The organism is Streptomyces sp. NPDC051822 (assembly GCF_044452745.1).
GTDB lineage: Bacteria > Actinomycetota > Actinomycetes > Streptomycetales > Streptomycetaceae > Streptomyces.
Genome location: NZ_JBITBZ010000004.1, coordinates 270,196 through 294,726, shown reverse-complemented (window position 1 = coordinate 294,726; position 24,531 = coordinate 270,196). Strand labels below are relative to the sequence as shown.

At 73.4% G+C, this 24,531-nt stretch carries 21 protein-coding genes; 9 read left to right on the top strand and 12 right to left on the bottom strand.

Going from position 1 to position 24,531, the window contains the following annotated elements; genetic code table 11:
• Window positions 1-66: 66 nt before the first annotated feature.
• The 11 genes from ACIA8N_RS16235 to ACIA8N_RS16185 form a co-directional block, all read right to left on the bottom strand.
• Entirely contained in the window at window positions 67-678 is a 612-nt protein-coding gene (locus ACIA8N_RS16235; protein ID WP_365779635.1) for a dTDP-4-dehydrorhamnose 3,5-epimerase family protein, read from the bottom strand.
• A gap of 55 nt (window positions 679-733) precedes the next feature.
• Window positions 734-1,771: a transketolase C-terminal domain-containing protein gene (locus tag ACIA8N_RS16230; RefSeq protein ID WP_365779637.1), complete on the bottom strand. Its 1,038-nt coding sequence runs from the start codon at window positions 1,769-1,771 to the stop codon at window positions 734-736.
• A gap of 33 nt (window positions 1,772-1,804) precedes the next feature.
• Complete coding sequence (locus ACIA8N_RS16225) at window positions 1,805-2,782, bottom strand: thiamine pyrophosphate-dependent dehydrogenase E1 component subunit alpha (RefSeq protein WP_365779639.1); 978 nt, start codon at window positions 2,780-2,782, stop codon at window positions 1,805-1,807.
• A gap of 35 nt (window positions 2,783-2,817) precedes the next feature.
• Window positions 2,818-4,269, bottom strand: a complete 1,452-nt coding sequence (locus tag ACIA8N_RS16220) for an NDP-hexose 2,3-dehydratase family protein (protein ID WP_365779641.1) — start codon at window positions 4,267-4,269, stop codon at window positions 2,818-2,820.
• On the bottom strand, window positions 4,266-5,549 hold the full coding sequence (locus ACIA8N_RS16215) for an activator-dependent family glycosyltransferase (RefSeq protein ID WP_365779643.1): 1,284 nt from the start codon (window positions 5,547-5,549) through the stop codon (window positions 4,266-4,268). The genes ACIA8N_RS16220 and ACIA8N_RS16215 overlap by 4 nt, the downstream gene beginning before the upstream one ends.
• Before the next feature lie 50 nt (window positions 5,550-5,599).
• Window positions 5,600-6,682, bottom strand: coding sequence for a cytochrome P450 (locus ACIA8N_RS16210; RefSeq protein WP_365779645.1), 1,083 nt, complete (start codon window positions 6,680-6,682; stop codon window positions 5,600-5,602).
• Window positions 6,683-6,778: 96 nt separating this feature from the next.
• On the bottom strand, window positions 6,779-7,993 hold the full coding sequence (locus ACIA8N_RS16205) for an FAD-dependent monooxygenase (RefSeq protein WP_365779647.1): 1,215 nt from the start codon (window positions 7,991-7,993) through the stop codon (window positions 6,779-6,781).
• A complete protein-coding gene (locus ACIA8N_RS16200; protein ID WP_365779649.1) occupies window positions 7,987-9,981 on the bottom strand; it encodes an anthranilate synthase family protein in 1,995 nt (664 codons plus the stop codon). Before ACIA8N_RS16200 ends, ACIA8N_RS16205 begins: the two co-directional genes overlap by 7 nt.
• A gap of 4 nt (window positions 9,982-9,985) precedes the next feature.
• Window positions 9,986-10,654: an isochorismatase family protein gene (locus ACIA8N_RS16195; protein ID WP_365779651.1), complete on the bottom strand. Its 669-nt coding sequence runs from the start codon at window positions 10,652-10,654 to the stop codon at window positions 9,986-9,988.
• Window positions 10,655-10,804: 150 nt separating this feature from the next.
• Window positions 10,805-11,617: a 2,3-dihydro-2,3-dihydroxybenzoate dehydrogenase gene (locus ACIA8N_RS16190; protein ID WP_365779653.1), complete on the bottom strand. Its 813-nt coding sequence runs from the start codon at window positions 11,615-11,617 to the stop codon at window positions 10,805-10,807.
• A gap of 58 nt (window positions 11,618-11,675) precedes the next feature.
• A complete protein-coding gene (locus ACIA8N_RS16185; protein WP_365779655.1) occupies window positions 11,676-12,869 on the bottom strand; it encodes a 3-deoxy-7-phosphoheptulonate synthase in 1,194 nt (397 codons plus the stop codon).
• A gap of 372 nt (window positions 12,870-13,241) precedes the next feature.
• Between ACIA8N_RS16185 and rfbB the strand changes: the two genes are divergently transcribed.
• From rfbB to ACIA8N_RS16140, 9 genes are all read left to right on the top strand, one after another.
• Window positions 13,242-14,267 carry a dTDP-glucose 4,6-dehydratase gene (rfbB, locus tag ACIA8N_RS16180; RefSeq protein WP_365779658.1) on the top strand — a complete coding sequence of 342 codons (1,026 nt, stop codon included), beginning with the start codon at window positions 13,242-13,244 and terminating at the stop codon, window positions 14,265-14,267.
• Window positions 14,268-14,296: 29 nt separating this feature from the next.
• Window positions 14,297-15,166, top strand: coding sequence for a glucose-1-phosphate thymidylyltransferase RfbA (rfbA, locus tag ACIA8N_RS16175; protein ID WP_365779660.1), 870 nt, complete (start codon window positions 14,297-14,299; stop codon window positions 15,164-15,166).
• Between the two features lie 30 nt (window positions 15,167-15,196).
• On the top strand, window positions 15,197-16,555 hold the full coding sequence (locus tag ACIA8N_RS16170) for an acyltransferase (protein WP_365779662.1): 1,359 nt from the start codon (window positions 15,197-15,199) through the stop codon (window positions 16,553-16,555).
• A 9-nt stretch (window positions 16,556-16,564) separates the two neighbouring features.
• On the top strand, window positions 16,565-17,689 hold the full coding sequence (locus tag ACIA8N_RS16165; RefSeq protein WP_365779664.1) for a nucleotide disphospho-sugar-binding domain-containing protein: 1,125 nt from the start codon (window positions 16,565-16,567) through the stop codon (window positions 17,687-17,689).
• A 3-nt stretch (window positions 17,690-17,692) separates the two neighbouring features.
• Window positions 17,693-18,151, top strand: coding sequence for a VOC family protein (locus ACIA8N_RS16160; RefSeq protein ID WP_365779666.1), 459 nt, complete (start codon window positions 17,693-17,695; stop codon window positions 18,149-18,151).
• Window positions 18,152-18,167: 16 nt separating this feature from the next.
• Entirely contained in the window at window positions 18,168-19,781 is a 1,614-nt protein-coding gene (locus ACIA8N_RS16155) for an FAD-dependent monooxygenase (RefSeq protein ID WP_365779669.1), read from the top strand.
• A 38-nt stretch (window positions 19,782-19,819) separates the two neighbouring features.
• A complete protein-coding gene (locus tag ACIA8N_RS16150; protein ID WP_365779671.1) occupies window positions 19,820-20,590 on the top strand; it encodes an SDR family oxidoreductase in 771 nt (256 codons plus the stop codon).
• Between the two features lie 72 nt (window positions 20,591-20,662).
• Window positions 20,663-21,724: a ketoacyl-ACP synthase III family protein gene (locus tag ACIA8N_RS16145; RefSeq protein ID WP_365779674.1), complete on the top strand. Its 1,062-nt coding sequence runs from the start codon at window positions 20,663-20,665 to the stop codon at window positions 21,722-21,724.
• Between the two features lie 29 nt (window positions 21,725-21,753).
• Window positions 21,754-22,893 (top strand): ThiF family adenylyltransferase, encoded by a 1,140-nt coding sequence (locus ACIA8N_RS16140; protein ID WP_365779676.1) that lies wholly within the window; start codon window positions 21,754-21,756, stop codon window positions 22,891-22,893.
• 250 nt (window positions 22,894-23,143) lie between these two features.
• On the opposite strand, the gene ACIA8N_RS16135 is transcribed toward ACIA8N_RS16140, so the two are convergent.
• Window positions 23,144-24,511: an aminotransferase class V-fold PLP-dependent enzyme gene (locus tag ACIA8N_RS16135; RefSeq protein ID WP_365787204.1), complete on the bottom strand. Its 1,368-nt coding sequence runs from the start codon at window positions 24,509-24,511 to the stop codon at window positions 23,144-23,146.
• Window positions 24,512-24,531 lie beyond the last annotated feature (20 nt).

Genomic DNA, 24,531 nt, shown 5'->3' with positions numbered 1-24,531 from the left:
GAGACCCGGACCCGGGGTCTCCCGCCACGGCGTTCACGCGTGTCCGTGCCACGGACGGCGGCGCCCTCAGTTCCGTACCGCACCCGACCGCGCGTCGAGCCGCAGGCTCTCCTCGAAGTCGGGCAGGATGCCCAGCTCCCCGGCCTCGGCGAGCGTCGGAGCCGTGCGGTCGCGCTCCGACAACAGCAGGTCGAGACCGTCCGGGAAGGGCAGGGCGAGCTCCGGGTCCAGCGGGTGGACGGCGTGCTCGCGCTGCGGCTCGTACCCGGTGGACAGCAGGTACGAGATCGTGGTGTCGTCCTCAAGGGCCACGAACAGGTGCCCCACACCGATCGGGATGTGCACCGACCTGCGGTCCACGGGGTCGAGCTCGACGGAGTCCCACATGCCGAAGGTGGGCGATCCGACCCGGGTGTCGATGATGAAGTCCAGGGCCCTGCCGCGCGTGCAGTAGGCGTACTTCCCCATGCCCGGCGGCACGGCGGTGAAGTGGATGCCGCGCACGACGCCCCGCTTGGAGACGCTGTAGCTCGACTGCGCCACGGGGTACAGCGGCCGCCCCAGTGCCTCGGTGAAGACGTCCTCCTGGTAGGGGGAGAGAAAGACTCCCCGCGGGTCCCCGAACACCTGCGGGGTGAACTCGTAGGCCCCTTCGATCTTCAACTCGCGTACCTGCACCGGTTGCTCCTCACATCGTGTGACGTACTTCGTGCGGTGGTGGGGGAAAGGGCGCTCAGAACGGGCCCTGGAAGCCGGCGCTCACGCTGGCCAGTCGCGGCAGCACCGCGCCCGCCTCGCCACACACGTCCAGGCAGGCGGAGACGATGCTGCTCGCGTTCGGGTGGAACGCCTCCTCCAGCGGGTGCGACACCGGCGCGGGACTGTCGGGCAGCGACACGCGACGGACCGGGGCGCGCAGCGCGTGCGGCACGTGCTCGGCCACGACCGCGGCCACCTCGGCGGTGAACCCGTACCGCGCCCAGCTGGTGTCCGCGACGACGAGCCGGCCGGTCTTGGCGACGGACTCGCAGATGATGCCCTCGTCCAGCGGCCGCAGACTGCGGACGTCCACCACCTCGACGCTGATGCCGCGCTCGGCCAGCTGCTCGGCCGCGCGCTCCGCCTCGTGCACCATCAACGACGCCGCGACGACGGTGACGTCGGTGCCCGCGCGCGCGATCCGGCCGACCCCGAACGGGACCGGCACCGGCTCCTCGGGCACCTCGCCGACGAGCGGGTACAGGTTGCGGTTCTCGATCAGTACGACGGGGGTCTCGCCGGTCAGGGCCTGCACGAGCATGCCCTTGGCGTCGGCCGGCGTGGCCGGCGTCGCCACGTGCAGGCCCGCGTAGTGGGCGAACGTCGCGTGCGGACTCTGCGAGTGGGTCGAGCCCTGCCCCCAGCCCCGGCCGACGACGCCCCGGGTCACCACCGGCACGCCGCCCTTGTCGCCGCCGTAGGTGTAGCGCCACTTCGCGGCCATGTTCACGAGCGCGTCCATCGCCAGGAACATGAAGTCCGCGCGTACGTGCACCACGAGCGGGCGCTGTCCCGCCGCGGCGGCTCCGACCGCGATGCCGGCGGTGGCGTTCTCCGCGTTGGGCATGTCCACCACCCGGCCGGGGCCGAACCGCCGGAACGCCTCCTTCGTGGTGCCGAACGCCCCGGCCACGTCGTCGACGCCCTCACCGGCGACGAAGATCCTCTCGTCGCGTTCCATGCACTGCACGGTGGCTTCGCTGATGGCCTGCCAGTAGGTCAGGGTGCGCATGTCCGATCTCCTCTTGCCTGGAATGTGCCGGGGTCAGCGGGCCGCGGGCAGGTACGCGCCCGAGAGCAGCCCGGCGGTGTCGGGGAAGGGCAGGGCCTTGGCGCGGTCGACCGCCGCGTGGACCTCCCGGCGGAACTCGGCGCGCCAGGACTCCACCAGCGCGTCGACCCCCGGCGTCTCGTCGCGCACCGCGCCGACGGCGCGCACGATGGGGCAGCCCGCCATCCAGGACTCGACCTCCTCCTGCGAGCGGTAGCCGTGGTCGTGGTCCAGGCCGGGGCCGACGTGCGCGCGCCAGCGGTACGTGGCGAGTTCGAGCAGGACCGGGCCCCGCCCGTCGCGCGCGTGCTCCACCGCGTCACGGGCGGCGTCCCGCACGCCGAACACGTCGTTGCCGTCGACCGCCAGCGACCGCACCCCGCACGCCTCCGCGCGACCGCGCACCGAGGTCCCGGGGGCGTGCCGGACACCCAGCGGCGAAGAGATCGAGTACTGGTTGTTCTCACAGACGAAGACCACGGGGACGCGGTGCACGGCGGCGAAGTTCAGCGACTCGAAGAACACGCCCTCGTCCGCCGCCCCCTCACCGAAGTAGGTGAGCGCCACCCGCCGCTCCCCGGCCCGGGCGAACGCCCAACCGGCGCCCACGGCCGCGGCGATCATCTCGCCGAGGATGGCGGCCGAGCCGGCGAACCCGGCGGCCTGGTCCATCACGTGCATGGAGCCGCCCCGGCCGCGCGAGCATCCGGCCTCCTTGCCGTACAGCTCCGCGACGAGCGCTTCGAGGTCACCGCCCTTGGCGAGGTACGGGGCGTGCGAGCGGTGCCCCGAGTAGACCCAGTCCCCAGGGGTGGTCACCGCGCACACGCCCACCGCGGTCGCCTCCTGCCCGATGGAGAAGTGGGTGGGGGTACGCATCTCCTGCTCGTCGCGGTAGTAGTCGGCGAGCACCTCCTCCACGGTGCGGATGCGCACCATGTCCCGGATCAGCCGGGCGCGGGAAGACAGCATCGTCAAGTCCTTTCTCTGTGATGTCGTCGTGGCCGTCACCGCGGCACGACCAGGAGGCTGCGCAGGCACGCGACGAGGCTGCGGGCTTCGACGTCGAGGTAGTAGCTGTGGCGCAGCAGGGCGGTGAGCTGCCGCAGGGTCACCCAGCGGAACCCGGGTCGCTCGCCCTGGTCGTCGTCCGCCTCGACGACGAGGTACCGGTTGCGGGTGTGGTGGAAACGGCCGCCCTCCTCGGAGAGGACGGCGTCGAACCTGATGCGTTCCGGTCCGGCGGCGAGCACCTCGTCGAGGAAGGCGGGCCGGGCCGCGGGCGGCAGGACGGAGTAGTTGCGCGGATTGCACTGCACCGTGGGCGCGAGCTCGACCGTGTCGTTGTGGCCCGGCTCGTCCTTGGCCTGCACCAGCACGTGCAGTACGCCGTCGATGCTGCGGGTCAGGAAGGCGATCAGGCCCGTACCCCCGGCCGCGACCAGGGGCTGGGTCCACTGGTCCACCTCGCGTCCGCGGGTGCGCACCCGGACGCCCATCACGTCGAAGAAGAGGCCGCTCTCGTGGCTGATCCTGCCGCCCTCGGTGTGCCACCCCACTGTCCGGTCCAACGGCACGATCCGCGCTCGCAGTTCGGCTGCGCTGCGGGCGCCCGTGATCCAGTGCAGGACCGAGGACATCGTGTGCGCGCCCTCGTCGGCGCCGGCACCGCAGGACCTGAGCAGCGCGGTGCGAAAGGCGTCCGGGCCCGCCGGCGCGTCCTCGCCCAGGCCCGGGTCCTCGAGGGGCAGGCAGGACAGCACGGTGCGCGAGTCCATGTTGACCACGTCGTCCATGGCCAGCAGCCGGTGGACCTGACCGAGCGTCATCCAGCGGAAGCCGTCTCGTACGGCGACGGGTTCGTGGACCTCGACCACCATGTTGCGGTTGTGCTTGCGGAAGAACCAGGCGCCCTGCTCGGACTGGCGCACGTCCGCAAGGACCGTGTGCCGCGCGGCGTCGCGGAAGTACTCGACGTACGGGACCGGGCGGCCGCGGTGCGCGCCGGTGTAGTTGCTCCGGGTGGCCTGCACGGTGGGCGAGAGCTGGACCCCGTTGTGATTGCCCGGCTCCATCTTGGCCTGCATCAGGAAGTGCGCGACCCCGTCGATCTCCGTCATCAGCAGCCCGAGGATGCCGGTCTCCGGCTGGTTGATGACCGGCTGGCACCACCGGTCGACGGGTGCCCCCGGACGCTCGACCGACAGGCCCTCCACGGAGAAGAAGCGCCCGCTCTCATGGACCAGGTCGCCGGTGTCCGGCCTGCGGTGCCAGCCGGCGAGCGCGTCAAGCGGCACGGGCTCCACCTCGGCCGCGAAGCGCTCGGAGCACTCGGCGAGCCACTGGTCGCAGTCCGCGGCCGTGCCCGCGCTCGTGGACAGGGTCGCGGCCGAGCGTGCCAGGCGCAGGGTCTGCGGCACGCGCGCGGGAAGGGCGGCGGGCAGCGCGGACACGGTCATCGCGCCGTCTCCGCCCACTCCTCGACCCGGCGCTCCAGGGTGGCGACGAGGTCGGCGGGGGAGGGCTGGGCCAGCAACTCGTCCCGCATGCGGGCGGCGCCGGCGGCGAAGCGGGGCTCGTCGAGGAGCCGGGCGACGCCGTCGCGGACGGAGCCGGCCGTGGCGGCGTCCGCCGCCAGGGCGAGACCCGCGTCGAGCTCCTCCTGGCGCCGGGCGATCATCCACGTGTCGTAGCCGTAACCGAGGACCAGCTGGGGCACGCCGTGGTGCACCGCGGTCAGCCGCGAGCCGATGCCCCCGTGGTGCACGACCGCCGCGCACGTGGGCAGCAGGTCGTGCAGCGGTACGAAGTCCACCAGCCGGACGTTGTCCGGGAGCGGGCCGAGCCCGGCCGCCTCGTCCCCGCCGAGCGTGGCGACGACCTCCACGTCCAGGGAGGCGAGCCCGGCGAGGATCTCGGCGACCGTGGTCCCGGTGTTCTCCAGCTCGTTGGAGCGCCCCAGGGTGAGGCACACGCGCCTGCGGCCGGCGGGCTCGCGCAGCCACTCCGGGACGACGGAGGCACCGTTGTACGGGACGTAGCGCAGCCCCTCGACGGGGCCGCCGGTGTCAAGACGCGTGCTGGGCACCGAGGTGTCGATGGTGAACCCGCCGGTGCGCAGCCGCTCCGTCCAGGAGCCGCCGTGACGGAGCATGACCGGCTCGAACCACTCGCGGGTGGGGTCCTCGCGGTGCGCCCGGGGCTGCTCCTCGTACCGCCGCTGGAACGCCTCGCGGGCCCGGCCGATGAAGTCGAGGCCGTACACGAACCGGGCGTGCGGCACGCCGAGGAGCTCGGCCACCACCGCGCCGGCGACGGTGAGCTGCTCCCACACCACCAGGTCGGGCCGCCAGTGGCGGGCGTACGTCAGCAACTCCTCGATCATCGGGTCGTTGTTGATCCCGGCGTACAGCGCGGGGACGAGCACCTTCTCCAGGCCCAGCAGCCCCTCCCAGCTCCAGGCCGAGGCGTCGGTCATCGGCCAGTCGAAGGAGCCCAGGAAGTCGGACGCGCCCTCGCCCATCAACTGCCCGTACAGGCCGGGTTCGTAGGGATCACCGGCGTACCAGGCGGGGGCGCCGACCGGCACCGCGGTCATGCCGGCCCCGGTGGACGTCTCCGTCAGGTCGGGGTGCCCGGCGACCCGCACCTCGTGGCCGGCCGCGCGCAGCGCCCAGGCCAGGGGCAGCATCGGCTGGAAGTGCGTCGGGTGGGGCATGCTGACGAAAAGGATCTTCACGCTGGGTACTTCCTCACTGGGCCCGTCCGGTCGCGGCGGGCCGTCGTCGTTCAGCCCGTGACGACGGGGCAGGCGAGCAGGGACGGGGACACCGGTGCGCCGGTGCGGCGGAGCAGGGGCCCGGGGGCGGGACGGGGGCGGAGCGCGGCGAGCGCGAGCAGGCCCCGCGCCGCGCACGCCACGGCGAAGGGCAGCGCGCCCGCGCGCGCCGCGCCCGGCACCAGTACGGCGGCGAGTTCGGCCCCGGAGCGCTCCGGGTCGAAGCGGTCCGGGTCGGTGAACACGTCGGGGTCGCGGTTGGCGGCGCCCAGGTGCGACACCACGCGCTCCCCGGCGGCGATCTCCTCGCCGGCCAGGACGCACCCGGTCGCCGCGGTCGCCGCTTCGAGGCGTACGGGCGGGGCCAGGCGCAGCGTCTCCAGCACCGCGCGCCGTGCGCGGTCGGGGTCCCGGTCCAGCAGGTCCCAGGAGGGTTCGCCGTCCGGTGCGAGGCCGAGCGCGACGGCGCCGGTCACCAGGTCGGTGGCCATCGTGGTCCCGGCGACGGCGACGGTCAGGCCCCCCGGCGCATCCGCGGGGACGAGGCGGCGCAGGTCCGCCATGGCCTCCGCGACCGCGAGGGTACGGTCCAGGCCCTGCGCGTAGAAGGGTGCGTCGAGTGCTCCCGCGGTCCGCGCGACGGCGGTGCGCAGGGCCTGTTCGGCGTCCGCGCCGAGCCCCCACGCGGCCGCCAGGGTGCCGACGGCCGCGTCGCGTGCGACGGCGACCAGGTCCGTCCCGCCGCCCGCGCGGTCCAGCGCCCGCTGCCACTCCTGATCGGCGTGGTGCGCGGACACTGCCTCGGCGTCCGGCCAGGGGGCGTCCTGGTCACCCTCCGGGAGGTCGAGGAGCGGGGCGCCGCGCAGGGCGGGGGCCGACTGCGCGGCGCTGACGGACGCGTGGCGCGCGGCGACCCGGTCGCCGGTGCCGCCGCGGGGCAGCGCATGCTCGCGCAGCCGCTGCCAGTGGGCGCGGGGGTCGCTGTCGAGCCCCCGCAGCAGCGCCGCGTGGCTGTCGCCCCGCGCGGCGGCGAGCCACACCAGGGCCTGCCGCAGTTGCAGTCGGCGCGCCAGTCCGCGCTCGATGGTGTCCACGCTGGGAATTCCTTTCTGGCGGGGGCCGGGAGCCCCCTGGTCACGGCTTGCGGAGAGGGCGGGCGGGGCTCGTCGCGGCGCGACGGGCCCGGCACGTCAGGTGAGGACGACCGCCTGGGCGGCACCGTGGTGGGCAGGACCGCCGAGGGCATGCCCGTGCAGCCAGTCCACCGCCGCCAGCAGGCCGTCCGGGGAGAGCGACGCGAGCATCGCGTCGCGTGCGAGGGCCGCCGTGCCCCGCGGGTGGTAGAGGGCGTGCCCCATCCACGAGGAGACCTCCTGGACCCGGGCGGCGCGCTCGCCGCGCAGTTCGGCGAAGAGGGCCAGGCGCCCGGCCACGTCCGCGGGCGCGCCCGCCAGCACCTCGCCGAGCACCACCGCGTCCTCCAAGGCCATGCAGGCACCCTGGGCGGCGTACTGGAGCATGGCGTGCGCGGCGTCGCCCGTCAGGCACACGCGTCCCTCGGTCCAGGTGCCGGTCGGTGGGCGGTCGCACAGCACCCAGGTCCGCCACTCCCGGCCGAGGCCGAGCAGGGCGCGGGCCCGCGGATGCAGTTCGGGGAAGCCCGCGAGCACCTCGTCACGGCTGGTGGGGACGCCGGCCACCGCGGTGCGCGCCCCGTCGTCGCGCGTGATGGCCAGGTTCAGCTTCTCGCCGTTCGCGAGGGGGTAGTGCACCATGTGCCAGCCGGGGCCCGCCCACAGGTTCACCGAGTTCCAGCGCAGCTCGTCCGGTACGTCCGCCATCGGCACGACGGTGCGGTGGATGGTGTGCCCCGAGACCCGCGGCGGCCCGTCGCCCAGCATCTGGGCGCGCACCCGGGAGCGGATGCCGTCCGCCCCCACCAGCGCGTCGGCCTCCACGGTCCGTCCGTCCGCGGTGATCACGTGGACCGCGTCGGGGGTGTCGCGGTAGCCGGTCACCGCCGTGCCGGGACGCAGTACGACCCGCTCGTGCTCCTGACAGGCACTCAGCAGCGCGCTGTGCAGGTCCCCGCGCTGCACGACGGCGTACGGATCGCCGAACCGCTGCTGGTAGGCGTCGTCCAGGGCCATCTCGGTCAGCAGTGCCCCGGAGCGGGCGTCCAGCAGGCGCAGGGCCTCCACGCGCACGGCGCGCGCGCCCACCGGTTCGGCGACGCCGAGGCGCCGCAGGGCCCGGAAGGCGTTGGGGGCCAGCTGGATGCCCGCCCCGAGCTCGGCGAACTCGGTGTTGCGTTCCAGCACGTGGGCGGTGTGCCCCGCTCGGGCGACGGCGAGGGCGGACGCGAGGCCGCCGATCCCGCCGCCCGCGACGGCGATGTTCAGCACGGTGTCCACCTCGTGGTCGACGGGGAGGGATGGGAGGACGTGAGGACGGGACCGCCCACCGGGGCGTCGTCCGGCGCGGCGAGCAGGGCGGCCACCGTCCGGGTCAGGACGGCCACGCCGTCCCGGCTCAGCAGTGACTCCGGGTGGAACTGCAGCGAGGCGAAGCCGGGGCCGCGCAGACCGTGCACCTGCCCGGTGTCCGGGTCGCGGCTGACCTCGACGGGGGCGTCGAGCCCGGGGACCTCGAACACGCTGTCGGCGCTGGTCAGGGCGAAGGTGTTGTAGAAGCCCGCGACGACGGGCTCACCGAAGTGGCTGATCTTCCTCTGCACGCCCTGGTTGGGCCGCTCGCGGCGCACCAGTTCCAGTCCGAGGAGCAGTCCGAGCACCTGGTGGCTCAGACAGACCGCGAGGAAGGGCGTCGAGGTGTTCATCAGCCGCCGGATCGCGTCGCGCAGCGCGGTGATCCGGGCGCTGTCGGTGTCGCGGGGGTCGCCGGGGCCCGGCCCCATGACCACCAGGTCGTACCCGGCGGTGCCGCCCGGGTCGTCGAACCGACGTACGTCCACGCGGAGTCCCAGGGAGCGGAGCACCACGGCGATCATCGCGGTGAAGTCGTCCTCCGCGTCCACGACCAGGACGCGCCGGCCCTCGTACGGTCCCAGCGGGGCCGGGACGGCGGTGGTCGACGAGAGGTCCCGCCAGAACGGTGCGAGGTCCGCGTTGCGGTCCTCCAGGGCCCGGCGCACCAGCGGGTGACCGGAGAGCCCGGAGCCGGCCGACCGGCGGGCCGGCGCGGCATCCGCCACGCTGAGGGCGCTGAGCACGCCGCGTGCCTTGGCGTGCGTCTCGGCCACCTCGGAGAGCGGGTCCGAGTCGCGCACCAGCGTCGCACCGACCGCGAGGCGCAGCCTCCGGCCCGTGACGGCCGTCGTCCGCAGCATGATCGCCGAGTCGAGCGAGGGGTTGCTGTTGACGTCCCTGCTGATCAGGGCGACGACGCCGCTGTAGTAGCCCCGTCCGCGCGGTTCGTACTCCCGCACGACCCGGCAGGCGCTCTCCAGCGGACTGCCGATGACCGTCGGGGCGAACATCGACTCGCGGAGGATCTCGCGGACGTCCCGGGTGGTACGGCCCTGGATGAGGTACTCGGTGTGGGCGAGGGTGGCCATCTCCTTGAGGTACGGGCCGACGACGCGACCGCCCCCGTCGCAGATGCGGGCCATCATCTTCAGTTCCTCGTCGACCACCATGCACAGCTCGCCCGCCTCCTTGGAGTCGGCGAGGAAGCGCAGCACGTCGTCGAGGCCGGCGCCCCCGGGCGGGTAGCGCAGTGTGCCGCTGATCGGGTTCATGACGGCGGTGCCGTCGAACAGGCTGATGTGCCGCTCGGGGGTGGCGCCGACGAAGGTCCGGTCGCCGGTGTGCACCACGAACGTCCAGTACGCGCCCCGCTCGCCGCCGAGCAGCCTGCGGAACAGGCTCAGTGCCACGGTGGGCGACCAGTCGGTGACGTCGGCGGTGAAGGCGCGGCTGATGACGAAGTTGGCCCCCGAGCCGTTGCCGATCTCCTCCTCCAGGACCCGGCGCACCAGTGAGGCGTACGCGTCGTCGTCCATGTCGAAGCGCGCGTTCGACAGGTCGACCGGTACGTCGGGCAGGAGGGCCAGGGCTCCGTCGAGGGGGTGGGTGGCCTGGTCGGAGATGCTCAGGGCGAGCAGGGGGGAGCCGTCGTCGTGGCAGGCGAAGCCCCGCTCGACGAGCTGGCGGTAGGGCACCAGGACGAGGGTCTCGTGGCCCGGCCCGTCCTCCCGCGGCCGGGCGTTCAGCGGGATGTCGGCCAGCCGGGTCACCTCGCTCACGTCACCGAGCAGGAGCTCCACCGTGTCGCCCACCGCCTCGGGGCGGTGCAGCATGGCGAAGTCGGGGGCGTCCCCGGCGAGCACGCGGTCCAGGAGGTCGCTGAAGCGACGGTCCTCGGATGCCATCGCCTCAGTCCTGCCCGACGAGGGCGCCCGCGCAGAGGTCGGCGAGGACGGTGTCCGTGGGGAGGACCACCGAGCAGCGCGCGGCGGCGTACTCCAGGGCGGAGCGGTGGTGGGACTCGGAGAAGTCGGCGACGGCGTCCGCCACGAGGAACGTCTCGATGTCGTGGGTGAAGGCGTCCACCGCCGTCATCAGACAGCCGACGTGGGCGTACACGCCGCAGATGACCAGCTGGTCGCGGCCCAGGCGCCTGAGGTGGTCCCGCAGGCCGTTCCCGTGGAACGCGCTGTAGCGCCACTTGGTGAAGACCGGATCCGGCGGGTCCTGCGGGGCGGGCGCGACCTCCTCGATGATCGCCCGGTGCTCGGGCGCGGTCTGCATGCCCGGGCCCCAGAAGTCCTTGAGCAGACCGCGCTGGCCGTCCGTCATGTCCCCGGGCTGCGCGGTGTAGACGACCGGGACGCCCAGGCTCCGGCTCCGCTCCACGAGCTTGCGGGTGTTGCCGACCAGACTGAGCGCGGGCTCGTGGCCGGCGGGGAAGGGTGCCACGAAGTAGCGCTGCATGTCGTGGACCAGGACGGCGACGCGTCGTGGATCAGGGCGCCAGGAGGCCGTGTTCGCGGGGAGCTCGTCCTGCTGCGGCATGGGGTAGGGGGCGATGCCTGGTATGGCCATGGGGAGTTTCTCCTGCGGGAGTCGAACTGGTGTGTCGTACGGCCTGCGGAGGCGCGACCCGGGGACCTGCCCTCGACGTCGCGTCGCCCGCCCGAAGGGCGCCGGGCGGGAGTTCGGAGGCATGACCGGGCGGGACTTTCCGGACACGGCCTAGCGGCCCAGGGCCGCGCCTCCGTCGACCTGGAGGTCGTGCATGGTGATGTGCGTGGCCCGATCGGACAGCAGGTACGCCACGGCGTCCGCGATGTCCTCGGGGGCGGCGAACCTGCCGAGCGGGATGCCGACGCGGAAGTCCTCGAGGGACCCGCGCAGCGACCGCTCGGGACCGCTGTCGTCCGACCACAGGGCGCGGAGCATGGCGGTGTCGGTCGAGCCGGGGCAGACGGCGTTGCAGCGCACGCCGTGGCGTGCGAGTTCGAGGCCGAGGTTCTTGGTGAACGCCACCGCGGCCGCCTTCGACGCGGCGTACGCGGCCATCCCGGCGCGGGGGACGACGGCCGCGTTCGACGCCACCGTCACGACGGCCCCGCGGCCGCGCCCGGCCATGCGGCGCGCGACGGCGGTGGAGACCCGGAAGACGCCGGAGGCGTTGACCGCGAAGGTGCGCTCCCAGTCCTCCTCGGTGAGCGACAGCACGGGCCCGGCGACCATGACGCCCGCCACGTTGACGAGCTGGTCGATCGGGCCCAGCCGCTCCTCCGCCGCGGCGACGACCGCCTCCACCTCGACGGGCGAGGTGACGTCCGCCGCGAACGCGGTCACCGGCAGGTCCTTGTCCCGGGCCGTCCGCTCCAGCTGGGCGAGGGCGGGCGTGTCGAGGTCGACGGCGGCCACCCGCACGCCCGCCTCGGCGAGGGTGCGCACGACGGCCTCACCGATGCCGCCGGTCGCGCCGGTCACCAGCGCGACGTCGCCCACGAGCGTGGCGGCCGCTCGCCTCCCGGTGTCTTCACTGTTCTTCAAAGCTGCTTCTCCTCTCGTTACTTGGGGTCGTACGGATCGATCCCTCAGGGCCGCCGGGTCAGGCGTGCCACGACCTGGCGAGGTGGCCGGCCTGGGTCAGGTCGAGCCGGGGGTCGCACAGCGTGGTGTACGGACCCGCGGGGGCCTCGTCGGGGGACCAGACGCACTCGGCGACGTCCTGGGCGGTGGCCTCCAGGTGCAGGCCGCCCGCGACGCCGCGTTCGGCGAGCACCACGTCCTGGAACGCCTCGACCTCGTCGACGAGGGCCGCCACGACGCGCGTCTTGCGCCCGTCCGCGGCGAACACGGTGTTCCCGTGCATGGGGTCGCACAGCCAGATCACCGGGTGTCCGGACGCCCGTACCGCCCGCACCAGCGGGGGAAGCGCGGTGCGGACGCGATCCGCGCCCATCCGGGCGACCAGGGTGAGCCGCCCGGGGCTGCGGCCGGGGTCCAGCGCGGCGCACAGGGCCAGCAGTTCGGCCTCGGTCGTGGTGGGGCCGACCTTGCAGGCCACCGGGTTGACGACCTGTGAGAGCAGCCGGACGTGGGCGCCCCCGGGCCGTCGGGTGCGCTCCCCGATCCAGGGCAGGTGGGTGGAGGCCAAGAGCGCTCCGCCGCCAGGCAGTTCGCGCAGCAGCGGCTGCTCGTAGTCGAGCAGCAGCGCCTCGTGGCTGGTGTACACGGACGTGTCGCCGGCCGGAGCCGGTGCGCGTCCCTGCGCGGCCAGGGCGGAGTGGACGGTGGCGGCGAGGTCGTAGCACCGGAGCAGCCGGCGGGGGTCGGGGCGGCGCGCGACCGGATCGGGCTCGGGCGCGTTCACCATCGGCCCCCGGTAGGAGGGCAGTTCGCGGTCGCCGACCCGCTCGGTGGGCCGCGAGCGCGGCTTGGCGAACTGGCCCGCCATCCGGCCGATGCGCAGGGTTCCGCGTCCGGTGCCGTCCTCCATCGCGGCTGCCAGCTCGTCGAGCAGGCGCACGGTGCCGCGCACCCCGTGCGGGGTGCAGTGGGCGGGATCCTCCGCGCAGTCGCCCGCCTGCAGCATCCGCAGGTTCCCCGCGGCCACCTCGGCCAGCAGGGACCTGAGGCGGGCCGTGTCCTCGGCGGTGACGAGGCCGGGGCGCCCGGCGAGCGTCGCGCGGACGCGTCCCAGCACCTGCCGGTCGGGCCAGTCGGGCTGCTGCTCCGCGAAGGGGCCCGGGGCAGGTTCTTCGGTCCTCACCGTGCGGAATCCGGCCGTGCTCTGCCCCACCTGGTTTCCCCTCCTGAAATGACGAAATGCCCGTGCGGGCGGCGCCGAGTTCGCACGCCAGAAGACATCCGATTCGAATTCCGGCCGCCGCCACCGGCAATGCGGCACGTAATCGATCTGCAAGGTACGTGCCTCTTCCGAGCTCAGTCAAGTGTAGATACCTGCACGTCAGAAGCGTTTTTGCCTGCAGTGTCGATGTGGTTGCCTGCAAAGGATTCAGTAATGTGCGGTTACATGCATCGCTTTACCTGTAATTGTTTTCGGACTCAATCGAACGGGGCTTTACAGTCCTCTCCCGATTGATTTAGGTTCCTGCCGTCGCGCTGTTTCCGGGCGGCCGATCTTCATGCTTTGATTTCCCAGGAGGAGTACATGCAGAAGGGCGCGCACCTGCTCGTCACCGGGGGCGCCGGCTTCATCGGCTCCCACTACGTCCGCATGCTGCTCCGGTCGGTCGACGCGGACGTGCGCGCGGTCACCGTCCTGGACAAGCTCACCTACGCCGGGAACCCCGCCAACCTGGCGGACCTGGGCGACGACGACCGGCTGCGCGTCCGCCGCGGCGACATCTGCGACCGCGCCACCCTCGACGCGCTGCTGCCCGGCGTCGACACGGTGGTGCACTTCGCCGCCGAGTCCCACGTCGACCGCTCGATCGAGGACAGCGGCGCCTTCCTGCGGACCAACGTCCTGGGGACGCAGAACCTGCTGGACGCCTCGATCCGCCACCACGTCCGCACCTTCGTGCACATCTCCACGGACGAGGTGTACGGGTCGATCGAGCACGGCTCCTGGGACGAGAGCCACCCCGTACGGCCCAACTCCCCCTACTCCGCCTCCAAGGCGTCGTCCGACCTGCTGGCCCTGGCCTGCCACCGCACCCACGGCCTCGACGTGCGCGTCACCCGCTGCTCCAACAACTACGGCCCGATGCAGCACCCGGAGAAGGTCATCCCCCACTTCACCACCCGGCTCCTCGACGGACTCCCCGTCCCGCTGTACGGGGACGGGGCCAACGTGCGCGACTGGCTGCACGTCGAGGACCACTGCCGGGGCATCGACCTCGTGCGCCGCGCGGGCCGCCCGGGCGAGGTCTACAACCTTGGCGGCGGCAGGGAACTGAGCAACCTTCAGCTGACCCGGCGACTGCTCGACGCCACCGGGAGGACCTGGTCCTCGGTGGACCGGGTGGCCGACCGCAAGGGCCACGACCTGCGCTACTCGGTCGACTGGAGCAAGGCGCGGGACGAGCTCGGCTACCGGCCGCTCCACGATTTCGACACCGAGCTGGCCGCCACCGTCGACTGGTACCGGGACAACCCCGGCTGGTGGCGCCCGCTCGGTTCCGGCCTGCCCCGTACCCCCCGGTCCGGTGCGCTGACCGGCACCGTCAACTGACCGCTCCCAGGGCAAGGAAACCCATCGCGATGCGCGGAATTCTGCTGGCCGGCGGCTCCGGAACCAGGTTGCTGCCCCTGACCACCATCAGCTCCAAACAACTGCTGCCCGTCTACGACAAGCCCCTGGTGTACTACCCCCTGTCGGTGCTGATGCTCGCCGGGATGCGCGAGATCCTGGTCATCACCAACAGCAGCCACCTGGAGGCCTTCCGCTCCCTGCTCGGCGACGGCAGCCACCTCGGCCTCGACCTGCGGTACGCGGTGCAGGAGGAGCCGCGCGGCATCGCCGAAGCCCTCGTCATCGGGCGGGAGTTCGCGGGCGACGAGGACGTCTGCCTGATCCTCGGCGACAACATCTTCTACGGCCAGGGCCTGCCCGCCACGCTGCACCGGGCCGCGCAGGAGGTCGACGGCTGCACCGTCTTCGGCTACCCCGTCTCCGACCCCGAACGCTACGGCGTCGCCGTGCTCGACGCCGGCGGCGAGCTCGTGGACATCGTGGAGAAGCCCGCGCAACCACCGTCCAACATCGCCGTCACCGGCCTCTACATGTACAGCAACGACGCCCTGGCCTACGCGGAGAAGATCTCGCCCTCGGCCCGCGGCGAGCTGGAGATCTCCGACGTCAACCGCCTGCTCGTGCAGGAGGGACGCGGCCGGATCGTCCAGCTCGGCCGTGGCAACGCGTGGATCGACGCGGGCACCCACGACAGCCTGATGGAAGCCGGCCAGTACGTGCAGGTCCTTCAGAAGCGCCAGGGCATGCAGATCGCCTGCCTGGAGGAGACCGCCTTCCGCATGGGCTACATCGGCATGGACCAGCTCAGGGAGCTCGCCGACCGGCTCACCGCCGGCTCCCTGTACGGCAGGCACGTCAGGGCCCTCGCCCAGGTCTGACCCCACATCGCCCCGATTCAGGAGATCCCCATGGAGAGCGCCGCGGGTGCTGCGCGCCACCACCGCCTCGATTCCCTCACCGGAGCCCGGTTCGTCGCCGCGGCCCTGGTGTTCGTCTGCCACCTCGCCACCGGCGGCATCTTCGCCGCGGGCTCCGGCGCCGCCGACGGTCTGATGACCGCCACCAAGACCGCCGGGACCATCGGCGTCTCCTTCTTCTTCGTCCTCAGCGGCTTCGTCCTCACCTGGTCGACGCGCCCGGGGGAGACGTACGCCCGGGTGCTGCGCCGCCGCCTGGTGAAGATCTTCCCCAACCACGTGGTGACCTTCGCCCTGGCCATGGCCGTGTACGCCGCGGCCGCCACGCCCCTCGGCACCGCCGTGCTCAACCTGCTCCTGCTGCAGTCCTGGTCGTCCGACCCGATGGTCTTCCTCAGCGTCAACGGGGCCAGCTGGTCGCTCTCCTGCGAGCTGCTCTTCTACGCCCTGTTCCCGCTGTTGCTCCCGCTGGTCGGCCGGATTCGCGCCGGCCGCCTGTGGTGGTGGGCCGCGGGTTTCGCCGCGGCCGTCATGCTGCTGCCGGCGGCAGCCCACCTGCTCCCGTCCTCGCCCGCGTTCCCGACGGTCGGGTCGTGGCTGGACGGCGTGTCCGTCAAGGGCCTGTGGTTCGTCTACATCTTCCCGGTGTCCCGGCTCCTCGAGTTCGTTCTCGGCATGCTGATGGCACGCGTGGTCCTCAGCGGACGGTGGATCGGCCTCGGCGCGCTGCCCGCCGCCGCGCTGACCGCCGTGGCGTACGTCGTGGGCGTCTACACCCCGATGCTGTTCACCGCCGCGGCGGTGACCGTCGTCCCGCTCGCCCTGTTCATCGCGGCGCTCGCCACCGCCGACACCGAGGGCCTGCGTACGGGCCTCAAGGGCCGCGTGATGCGCCGACTGGGCGAGGTGTCGTTCGCCTTCTACCTCCTGCACGGCATCGTGCTGGCCTACATCGGCGAGCAACTCGCCGGCTTGGAAGACCCGTTGACCACCCTGCAGAGCGTGCTGGTCTCGCTGCTCGCTTTGGTGGTCAGCCTGCTGCTGTCCCTGGCCCTCTACCACGGGGTCGAGACACCGATCATGCGCCGCTGGGGACGCCCCCGGCGTGCCGCGTCCCCCGCGTCCCCCGCGTCCCCCGCGTCCCCCGCGTCCCCCGCGTCCCCCGCGTCCCCAGCATCTCCTGCGTCTGCGTCTCCCGCGTCTCCGGTGGCCGCGGAGCTCCCCGAGCCCGCCGCGGAAGGCGCCCTGCCCCGCGCCTGGTACGACCCGCCCGCCCGGGGACGCGCCGCCCCCCCCGGGCCCCTTCCCCTGACCTTCCACGCCCCCCACACCCTTCCCGACTCCGAGTGAGGTCCTCCCTTGCGCATCCTCTTCGTCACCGGCGGCAGCCCCGCCACCGTCTACGCGCTCACCCCCCTCGCCACGGCGGCCCGCAACGCCGGTCACCAGGTGCTCGTCGCCTCCAACCAGGAGACGATGGCGGCGATCGCCGGCGCGGGACTCGCCGGCGTCTGCGTCTCCGACGTCCCCATCCGCCACCACATCACCACCGACCGGGACGGCACGCCCGTCCCCCCGTCCGACGACCCCGACGTACGGATGCGGTCCATCGGCCACGCCTTCGGCCGCATGGCGGCGCTCTACCAGGAGCCCCTCCTCGAACTGGCCCGCACGTGGCGCCCCGACGTCGTCGTGGGCGGCACGCTCACCTACTCGGCCGCCGTCCTGGCCGCGCGCATCGGCGTGCCCTACGTGCGCCAGGCGTGGGACTCCGGTGAGCCGCAGGTCGTCGACGTGGCCGCCGAGATCGAGATGCGGCCCGAACTCGAGGCCCTGGGCCTGGACGGCATCCCGGACCAGTCGCTGTGGATCGACGTCTGCCCGCCCAGCGTGCGCGACCCCGAGGCCCCGCAGGGCATCTCGATGCGGTGGATCCCCTGCAACGAACAGCCCCTGATCGAGCCGTGGATGTACGCCAAGGGGTCCGCGCCCCGGGTCGCCATCACCGCCGGCACCAAGACGGCACCCGGCTACTTCTTCGACTACCTGGTGGATCTGGTCCGCAAACTGGCTCCCCTGGAGGCCGAGCTGCTGGTCAGCGCACCGGCCGCGGTCGCCGACGAGCTGAGCGCGGCGGCCGGCACCAAGGTCGGCTGGCTGCCCTTCGACACGGTGGCGACGACCTGCGACCTGCTCGTCCACCACGCGGGCGGCGGCACCGCGCTGACCGGGATGGTCCACGGCATCCCGCAGCTGCTCGTGCCCAACATGCCCAAGCTGGTGGCCCCTTCGCAGCGCCTGGCCGCCTACGGCTCCGCCCGCTGCATCCTGCCCGGCGACGACACCCCGGACGCGCTGGCCGGTGCCGCGGAGGACCTGCTGACCCGGGATACCTACCGCGAGCGGGCCAGGGCACTCGCCGACGAGGCCCACGCCATGCCCGTACCCGCCGAAGTGCTGAACGTGATCGAGAAGCTGGCCTGAGCCGTGTTCTACCACGTGTGCTTCGTCGTGCCCGACATCGAGAGGGCCATGGGCGACCTGACGCGCGGCGTCGGCGCCGAGTGGTCGGGAATCCTGGAGGACTCCCTCGGCGAGTGGGACTACCGCCTCGCCTTCACCCGCGGCGGGCCGCCCTACATCGAACTCGTCCAGGGCCCCGAGGGCAGCCCCTGGGACTCGACCCTGGGCGCCCGCTGCCACCACCTCGGCTACTGGACCGAGGACGTGACGGCGAGCTCCGCGCGGCTGTCCGAAGCCGGTTTCGCCCAGGAGTTCAGCGCCTGCCCGCTGGGCCGGCCGTACACGTACCACAAGGTCGAGAGCCTCGGAGTCGACCTGGAGATGATGGACGCCTCCCGGCAGCCGCGCTTCGTGGCCTCCTGGGACCCGGGCGCCCCGCACATGCCCGCCTTCGACGCGGCCCCCGCCACCGACCTCCCCTGATTGGAGCGGAACACCCATGCCCAACGAGAACCCCGGGGTACTGGTCGTCGGAGGCAGCACGGTCGGGCTGTGCACCGCCCTGTTCCTGTCCCGGGCCGGCATTCCCTGCACGGTCGTCGAACGGCTCCAGGCCCCGCCCGCGCACCCGCGCGCGATGGGGATCGGCCCGCGCACCGTGGAGATCCTGCGCGCCGCGGGCCTCGCCGACGCCGTCGACGCCCAGTGCGTGGACATGACCGGCAGCGGCCCGCAGATGTTCGCCGCGCCCACCCTCGCCGACGCCGACCTCGACGAGGAGGCGCGGCGGACGCCGCCCCGCGACGACGCCTACGCCGGGCTGACCCCGCAGAGCCTGCGCGGCACCTGCCCCCAGGGGCGGCTGGACCGCGTGCTCATCGAGGCCGCCCGGGAGGCCGGGGCGCGCATCGAGTTCGGCACCGAACTGGGTGCCTTCACCCAGGACGAGGAGGGGGTGACCGCGCAGGTCGCCGACGACCGGGGGACCCGCGAGATCCGGGCCCGCTACCTGGTCGCCGCCGACGGCGCGCGCAGTGGTGTCCGGGACCGGCTGGGCATCGGCACCAGCGGACCCGGCGTCATCGGCGACCCCCTGATCAGCGTGCTCTTCCGGGCCGACCTGTCCGCCCTGACCCGCGGACACACCTTCGTGGTGTGTGACATCACCACCCCCGAAGCGCCCGGCGGGCTGCTCCCCGTCGACGGCCGCACGGAGTGGATCTACCACTTCCGCTACCCCGGCGAATCCGGTACGAAGGCCGCCGACTTCACGCCCGAGCGGTGCGCCGAGCGCATCCGGGCCGCGCTCGGCCGCGACACCGGCGTGACCCCCGAGGTGGTGAGCATCCTGCCCTGGCGGGTCCGGGGCCTGATCGCCGACCGGTTCCGCTCCGGGCGCGTCTTCCTCGCGGGGGACGCGGCCCACGCCATCCCGCCCGTCGGCGCCTTCGGCATGAACACGGGAGTGGCCGACGCCCACAACCTCGCGTGGAAGCTGGCCCACGTTCTGCACGGCACGGCGCACGAGGCGCTCCTCGACACCTACGAGGCCGAACGCCTGCCCGTCGCCCGGTCCGCGCTCGAACAGTCGACGCTGCGCCTGAAGGACCCCTCCCTGCACTGGGCGACCGGGTCCGAGGGCCGTGCGCGCAGGGCGGCGGCCGGGGCGCTCAACGCCCCCGTGGTGCACCTCGGTTACCGCTACGCCTCCGCCGCCGTGCTCGGCGCCGGGACAGAGCCGCCCTCCACCGAGGACGTGACCCGCGATCTGGACGGGGCGCCGGGCTCCCGCCTGCCGCACCGCTGGCTGCCCGGGGAGGAGGGCGTCCGCTCGACGCTCGACCTGGTGGACGGACGCTTCACCCTCCTGGCCGGCCCCACGGGGACGCCCTGGCTCGACGCCCTCGACAAGGCCGCGGCCTCCCTGGGCGGCGTACCGGCCGACGGGCACCGCGTCGACGACGGCGCCTGGACCGCTGAGGCGGGAATCCACGACAGCGGGGCGCTCCTCGTGCGCCCGGACGGCTTCGTCGCGTGGCGGGCCGAAAGCCTCGACCCGGCACCGGAGGCGTGCCTGGAACGCGTGCTCTCCGCGCTCCTCGCCCGCCCGTGAACGACGCCCCCCATCCCACACCCCTACAGGAGACGACCGTGACAGCGGACACCGCACCGCGCACCGCACTGGTAACCGGTGGCAGCCGGGGCATCGGCCGGGCCGTCGTCGAACGGCTCGCGGGACCGGGCCGGGTGGTGGCCGTCCACTACGGGCGGGACGACGAGGCGGCCGAGGCGGCCGTGGCCGCGGTGCGCGCCGCCGGCGGGGACGCCTTCGCGGTGCGCGCGGACCTGGCGGACGAGGAGGCCATCGCCACCCTGGCCGCCCGCGTCGAGGAGGGCCTCGTCGAGCGCACGGGGGACCGCGGGCTCGACGTACTGGTCAACAACGCGGGCGTGGGCTGCCGCGCCGACATCACCGACCTCACCGGCGCGGACCTGGACCGTGTCTTCGCCGTCAACGTGAAGGCCCCCGTCTTCGTCGTCCAGCGGCTCCTGCCGCTGCTGCGCGACGGGGCGCGGATCGTCAACGTCTCCTCGGTCGCCAACCGCATCGCCCACCCGCACGTCCTGCCGTACGCCATGAGCAAGGGGGCACTGGAGGCGTTCAGCCGCTCCCTCGCGGCGCAGCTCGGCCCGCGCGGCATCACGGTCAACACCGTCGCCCCCGGACTGATCGAGACGGACTTCCACCGCGCGCGGATGCGCGCGCACCCCGAGGACGCGGCGGCAGCGGCGGCAATGACCGTCTTCGGACGGCTCGGGCAGCCCGAGGACGTGGCGGACGCCGTCGCCTTCCTGGCCTCGGAGCAGGCCAGGTGGATCACCGGGGAGCGCCTGGAGACCACCGGGGGGGCCTATCTGTGAGGCCTTCCGCGCGGCGGACCGGTCCCACCGGTCCGCCGCGAAACCACCGTTGCACGTCCGAAAGGTCCCGACATGATCCTCAACGACATCTACCTCACGTCCCTGGGCGTACGGCTGGGCCGCAGGCTCGACCTCGAGGAGGCGGTACGGGACGGGCGCTACGCCTCCGCGGAGTACACGGCCAACGCCCTCCTCGGGGTAACGGTCTCCGATGACGCGTTCGCCCCCGACCTGGCCGTGGCCGCGGCCCGCCAGGCCCTCGAACGCGCCGGGGACGCGACGGCACCGCGCGACGTGCGCCTGCTGCTCCACGCCAGCGCCTACTTCCAGGGCCAGGACATGTGGACGCCCTCCTCCTACATCCAGCACCACACCGTCGGAGGAAGCGCCCCGGCCGTCGAGGTCGACCAGAAGTCGAACGGGGGAATGGCGGCGCTGGCACTGGCGGCCGGGCACCTCGCAGGGCACGACGAGGGCGCCACCGTACTCATCACGACGGGCGAGCGGTTCTGCCTGCCCGGCTTCGACCGCTTCCGCACCGAGAGCGGCACGGTGATGGCGGACGGCGGCACGGCACTGCTCCTCGGCCGCAAGCCCGGCTTCGCCAAGGTCCTGTCCTGCGCACTGACCTCCGACCCCGCCCTGGAGCACATGTACCGCGGACGCGGCCTCAAGGACGCCCCTGCGTCCGGGGAGAAGCCGCTGAACATGCGGACCCGCAAGGCGGACTTCATGCGCAGGAACCTCGACGACCTGGAGGCGATCTCCCTGCGGATCGCAGGGGGCATCGGCGGCTGCGTCGAGCAGGCCCTGGACGAGGCGAAGACCGACGCCGCGGACGTGCGCAGGTTCGTGATGCCCCACAACGGCCAGACCGTGCGCTGGTGGAGCATGCTGGCCGACATGGGGGTGGGCCTGGAGCGGACCACCTGGGACTTCGGCCGCCAGGTCAGCCACCTCGGTTCCGGCGACCAGGTCGCGGGCCTCGACCACCTCATCACCACCGGGCAGCTGGAGGCCGGCGACCGCGTGGTGCTCGCCGGTACCGGCTACGGCTTCAACTGGGGGGCCGCCGTGCTGGAGATCCTGCACGTACCCGACTGGGCCGCCGAGGCCGACGGCCGGCAGCCGTGACCGCTCCCGTACACCCAGAGGAGACCCGCATGCCGATTCCCCCGCTGGCGCGACCCGCCGCCGGCCTGCCGGCCGGAGAAACGAGCCGCCAGGCACACCAGTTGATACGCGCGGGACACGGCGCCGAGGGGCAGCGCCGGCTCGCCGGGGGCCGGGTCCTGGTCGTCGGCGCCGACGAGATCGGAGCCCCGCTCATCGCCCATCTCGCCGACTCCGGCGTGGGGTCGATCGGCATCGCCGACGGCTCGCCCGTGAATCCGTGGGACCGCTACCTCGGACTGCCGGACGCGGAGCCCGCGGACCGGGCCACGGCCTGGACCCGCGCGCTCGGGAGGACCCATCCGTTCGTGCGCACCGTGGCGGAGGACCGGTTCGAGCTGCCCCGCGCGCGCGAAATGGTCCAGGACTACGACCTCGTGGTGTGCGCGGGGGAGGACCCGGCCCGCTGCCAGCTCGTCGACGACGTCTGCGCGGAGGCGGGCATCCCCTTCGTGTGGGGCTCCATGGGGGCCACCGGAGGGCGCGTCTCGGTCTTCTGGGACCGGCACGGCCCGGGCCTCAGGGACTTGTTCCCGAAGCCTCCCGCCCCCTACTTCCGGGGCATGTCCGGCACGCTGAAGGTGATCGGCGCCTGGCTGGGGATCGCCCTGGCCACCGAGGTGGTCAAGCTGCTCACCGGTCAGGGCGAGCCGCTGGTCGGCCGGGTGATGAAGTACGACGCCCTGGCCGGCACGTGCGCGACCGTACCGCTGCGCCCGCACGAGCGGGCCGCGCGCCCGGCCGAACCCACCGCCGCCGAGCCCTTCTTCGGGCTGCTCTCGCGGGAGGCGACCGAGGCCGCGCGGGAGTCCACGATCTCCGCGGAGCAGCTGAAGGAGCTGCTCGACGCGGACGCGCCGGTCAACCTGGTCGACGTCCGCGAACCGGACGAGTACGCCTTCGCCCACGTGCCGGGCTCGGTGCTCGTCCCGCAGGGGGAGTTCCTGCACGGCGACGCCGCCGCACGGCTGCCCGCGGACCGCAGGACCGTGCTGCTGTGCCGGGCGGGCATCCGCTCCGCGGAGGTCCTCGCCGTGGTCAAGCGCAGCGGTCACGGGGACGCGGTGCACCTGGGCGGGGGCATCCTGGCCTGGGCGCAGCGGATCGACCCGGCGATGCCCACCTACTGAGTCCCGCCCACCGCCGCCGATCACAACCTGTAATCAGAGGAGGGGGTGCCGGTGCGGAATCTCCCCCGCTCCGGAGCCCCCGCAAAGGGCGATTCATTTGTGTTCCGGTGAATTGTTTGCGGCGTTGAAATGCGCGGGCGGAAAGAATGCGTGCGTATTCAATCGGGAACCCCGATGGAAACCCTGATGGAACCGTGTGCCCGCCTGCCGGACGGCAGGCGGGCACACGGTTCCATCAGGGTTTTCCGGTTCAGCGCACCGGGACGCAGCGCCCCGCCTCCGTGCGGTAGGTCCACCGGGCCCCGTCACGGGCGAGTTCCGCCACGGCGGCCACCAGACGGTCCAGGTGCTCCACGGGCGTGCCGGCGCCGAAGCTGGCCCGCACCGCGTTCACCGGTCGCTCGCCCGGCGCCGGCGGGCCGGGGGCCCCGCACTCGTCGGAATGGTCGGGCGCGTTGCCGAGCAGGCCGCGGACCAGGGGGTGGGCGCAGAACATGCCGTCGCGCACCCCGATGCCGTACTCGGCCGAGAGCGCCGCGGCCAGGTGGGCGCTGCTCCAGCCCTCGACCACGAAGCTGATCACGCCGACCCGCGGCGCCGATCCGCCCAGCAGGGACAGCACCGTGACCTCCTCGATCCCCGCCAGACCGGACAGGGTCCGGCGCAGCAGGGCGTCCTCGCGCGCGGCGAGCGACTCGAAGCCCGCCGACGTCAGCGCCCGGCAGGCGGAGGCCAGCGCGTGCGCCCCGACCACGTTCGGCGATCCGGCCTCGTGCCGCGCGGCCCCCTGCTGCCACTCGACGGACAGCGCACCGGCCCCGTGCACGACACGCCTGCTCGCCCCGCCCCCGGCCAGGTACGGTGCCGCCGCGCCGAGCCAGTCCGCGCGCCCGGCCAGCACCCCCGCCCCGAACGGCGCGTACATCTTGTGGCCCGAGAACGCGACGTAGTCCACGCCCAGGCCGGCGACGTCCACCGGGCGGTGCGGGACCAGCTGGGCGGCGTCCAGCACCACGCGCACCCCGGCCGCGTGCGCGACCTCCGTGATCGACCCGACGGGCCATATCTCGCCCGTGACGTTGGAGGCGCCCGTCACGCAGACGAGGCCGGGGCGCCGCGTGTCGTGGCCCGCCAGCGTCTCGGCGACGATCTCCACGGCCTCGTACGCGCTGCTCGGAGCCCGCATCACGGTGCGCTGCGCCTGCGGCCACGGCAACAGGGCGGCGTGGTGCTCGGTCTCGAAGACGTAGACCCGGGTCCCGGCCGGGAGCGCGCCCGCCAGCAGGTTCAGCGAGTCGGTGGTCGAGCGGGTGAAGACGACCTCGTCGTCGGGCCGGCAGCCGAGGAACTCGCCGACCGTCCGCCGGGCCTGCTCGAACAGGTCGGTGGACAGCTGCGACAGGTGGCCGGCCCCGCGGTGCACGCTGCCGTAGTAGGGCATGTAGGCGCTGACGTCGTCCCAGACGCTGCTCAGGACCGGGGCGCTCGCCGCGTAGTCGAGCGCCCCGTAGGACACCTCGCCCCCGGTGATGAGGGGTACGCGCACGTCGGCGCCCAGGACGGGCAGCGGCGGGCCGTAGAGCGTGTCGGCGGGGGAAGGGGCGGGCGTGGTGGACACATGGACTCCTCGGTGGTGTG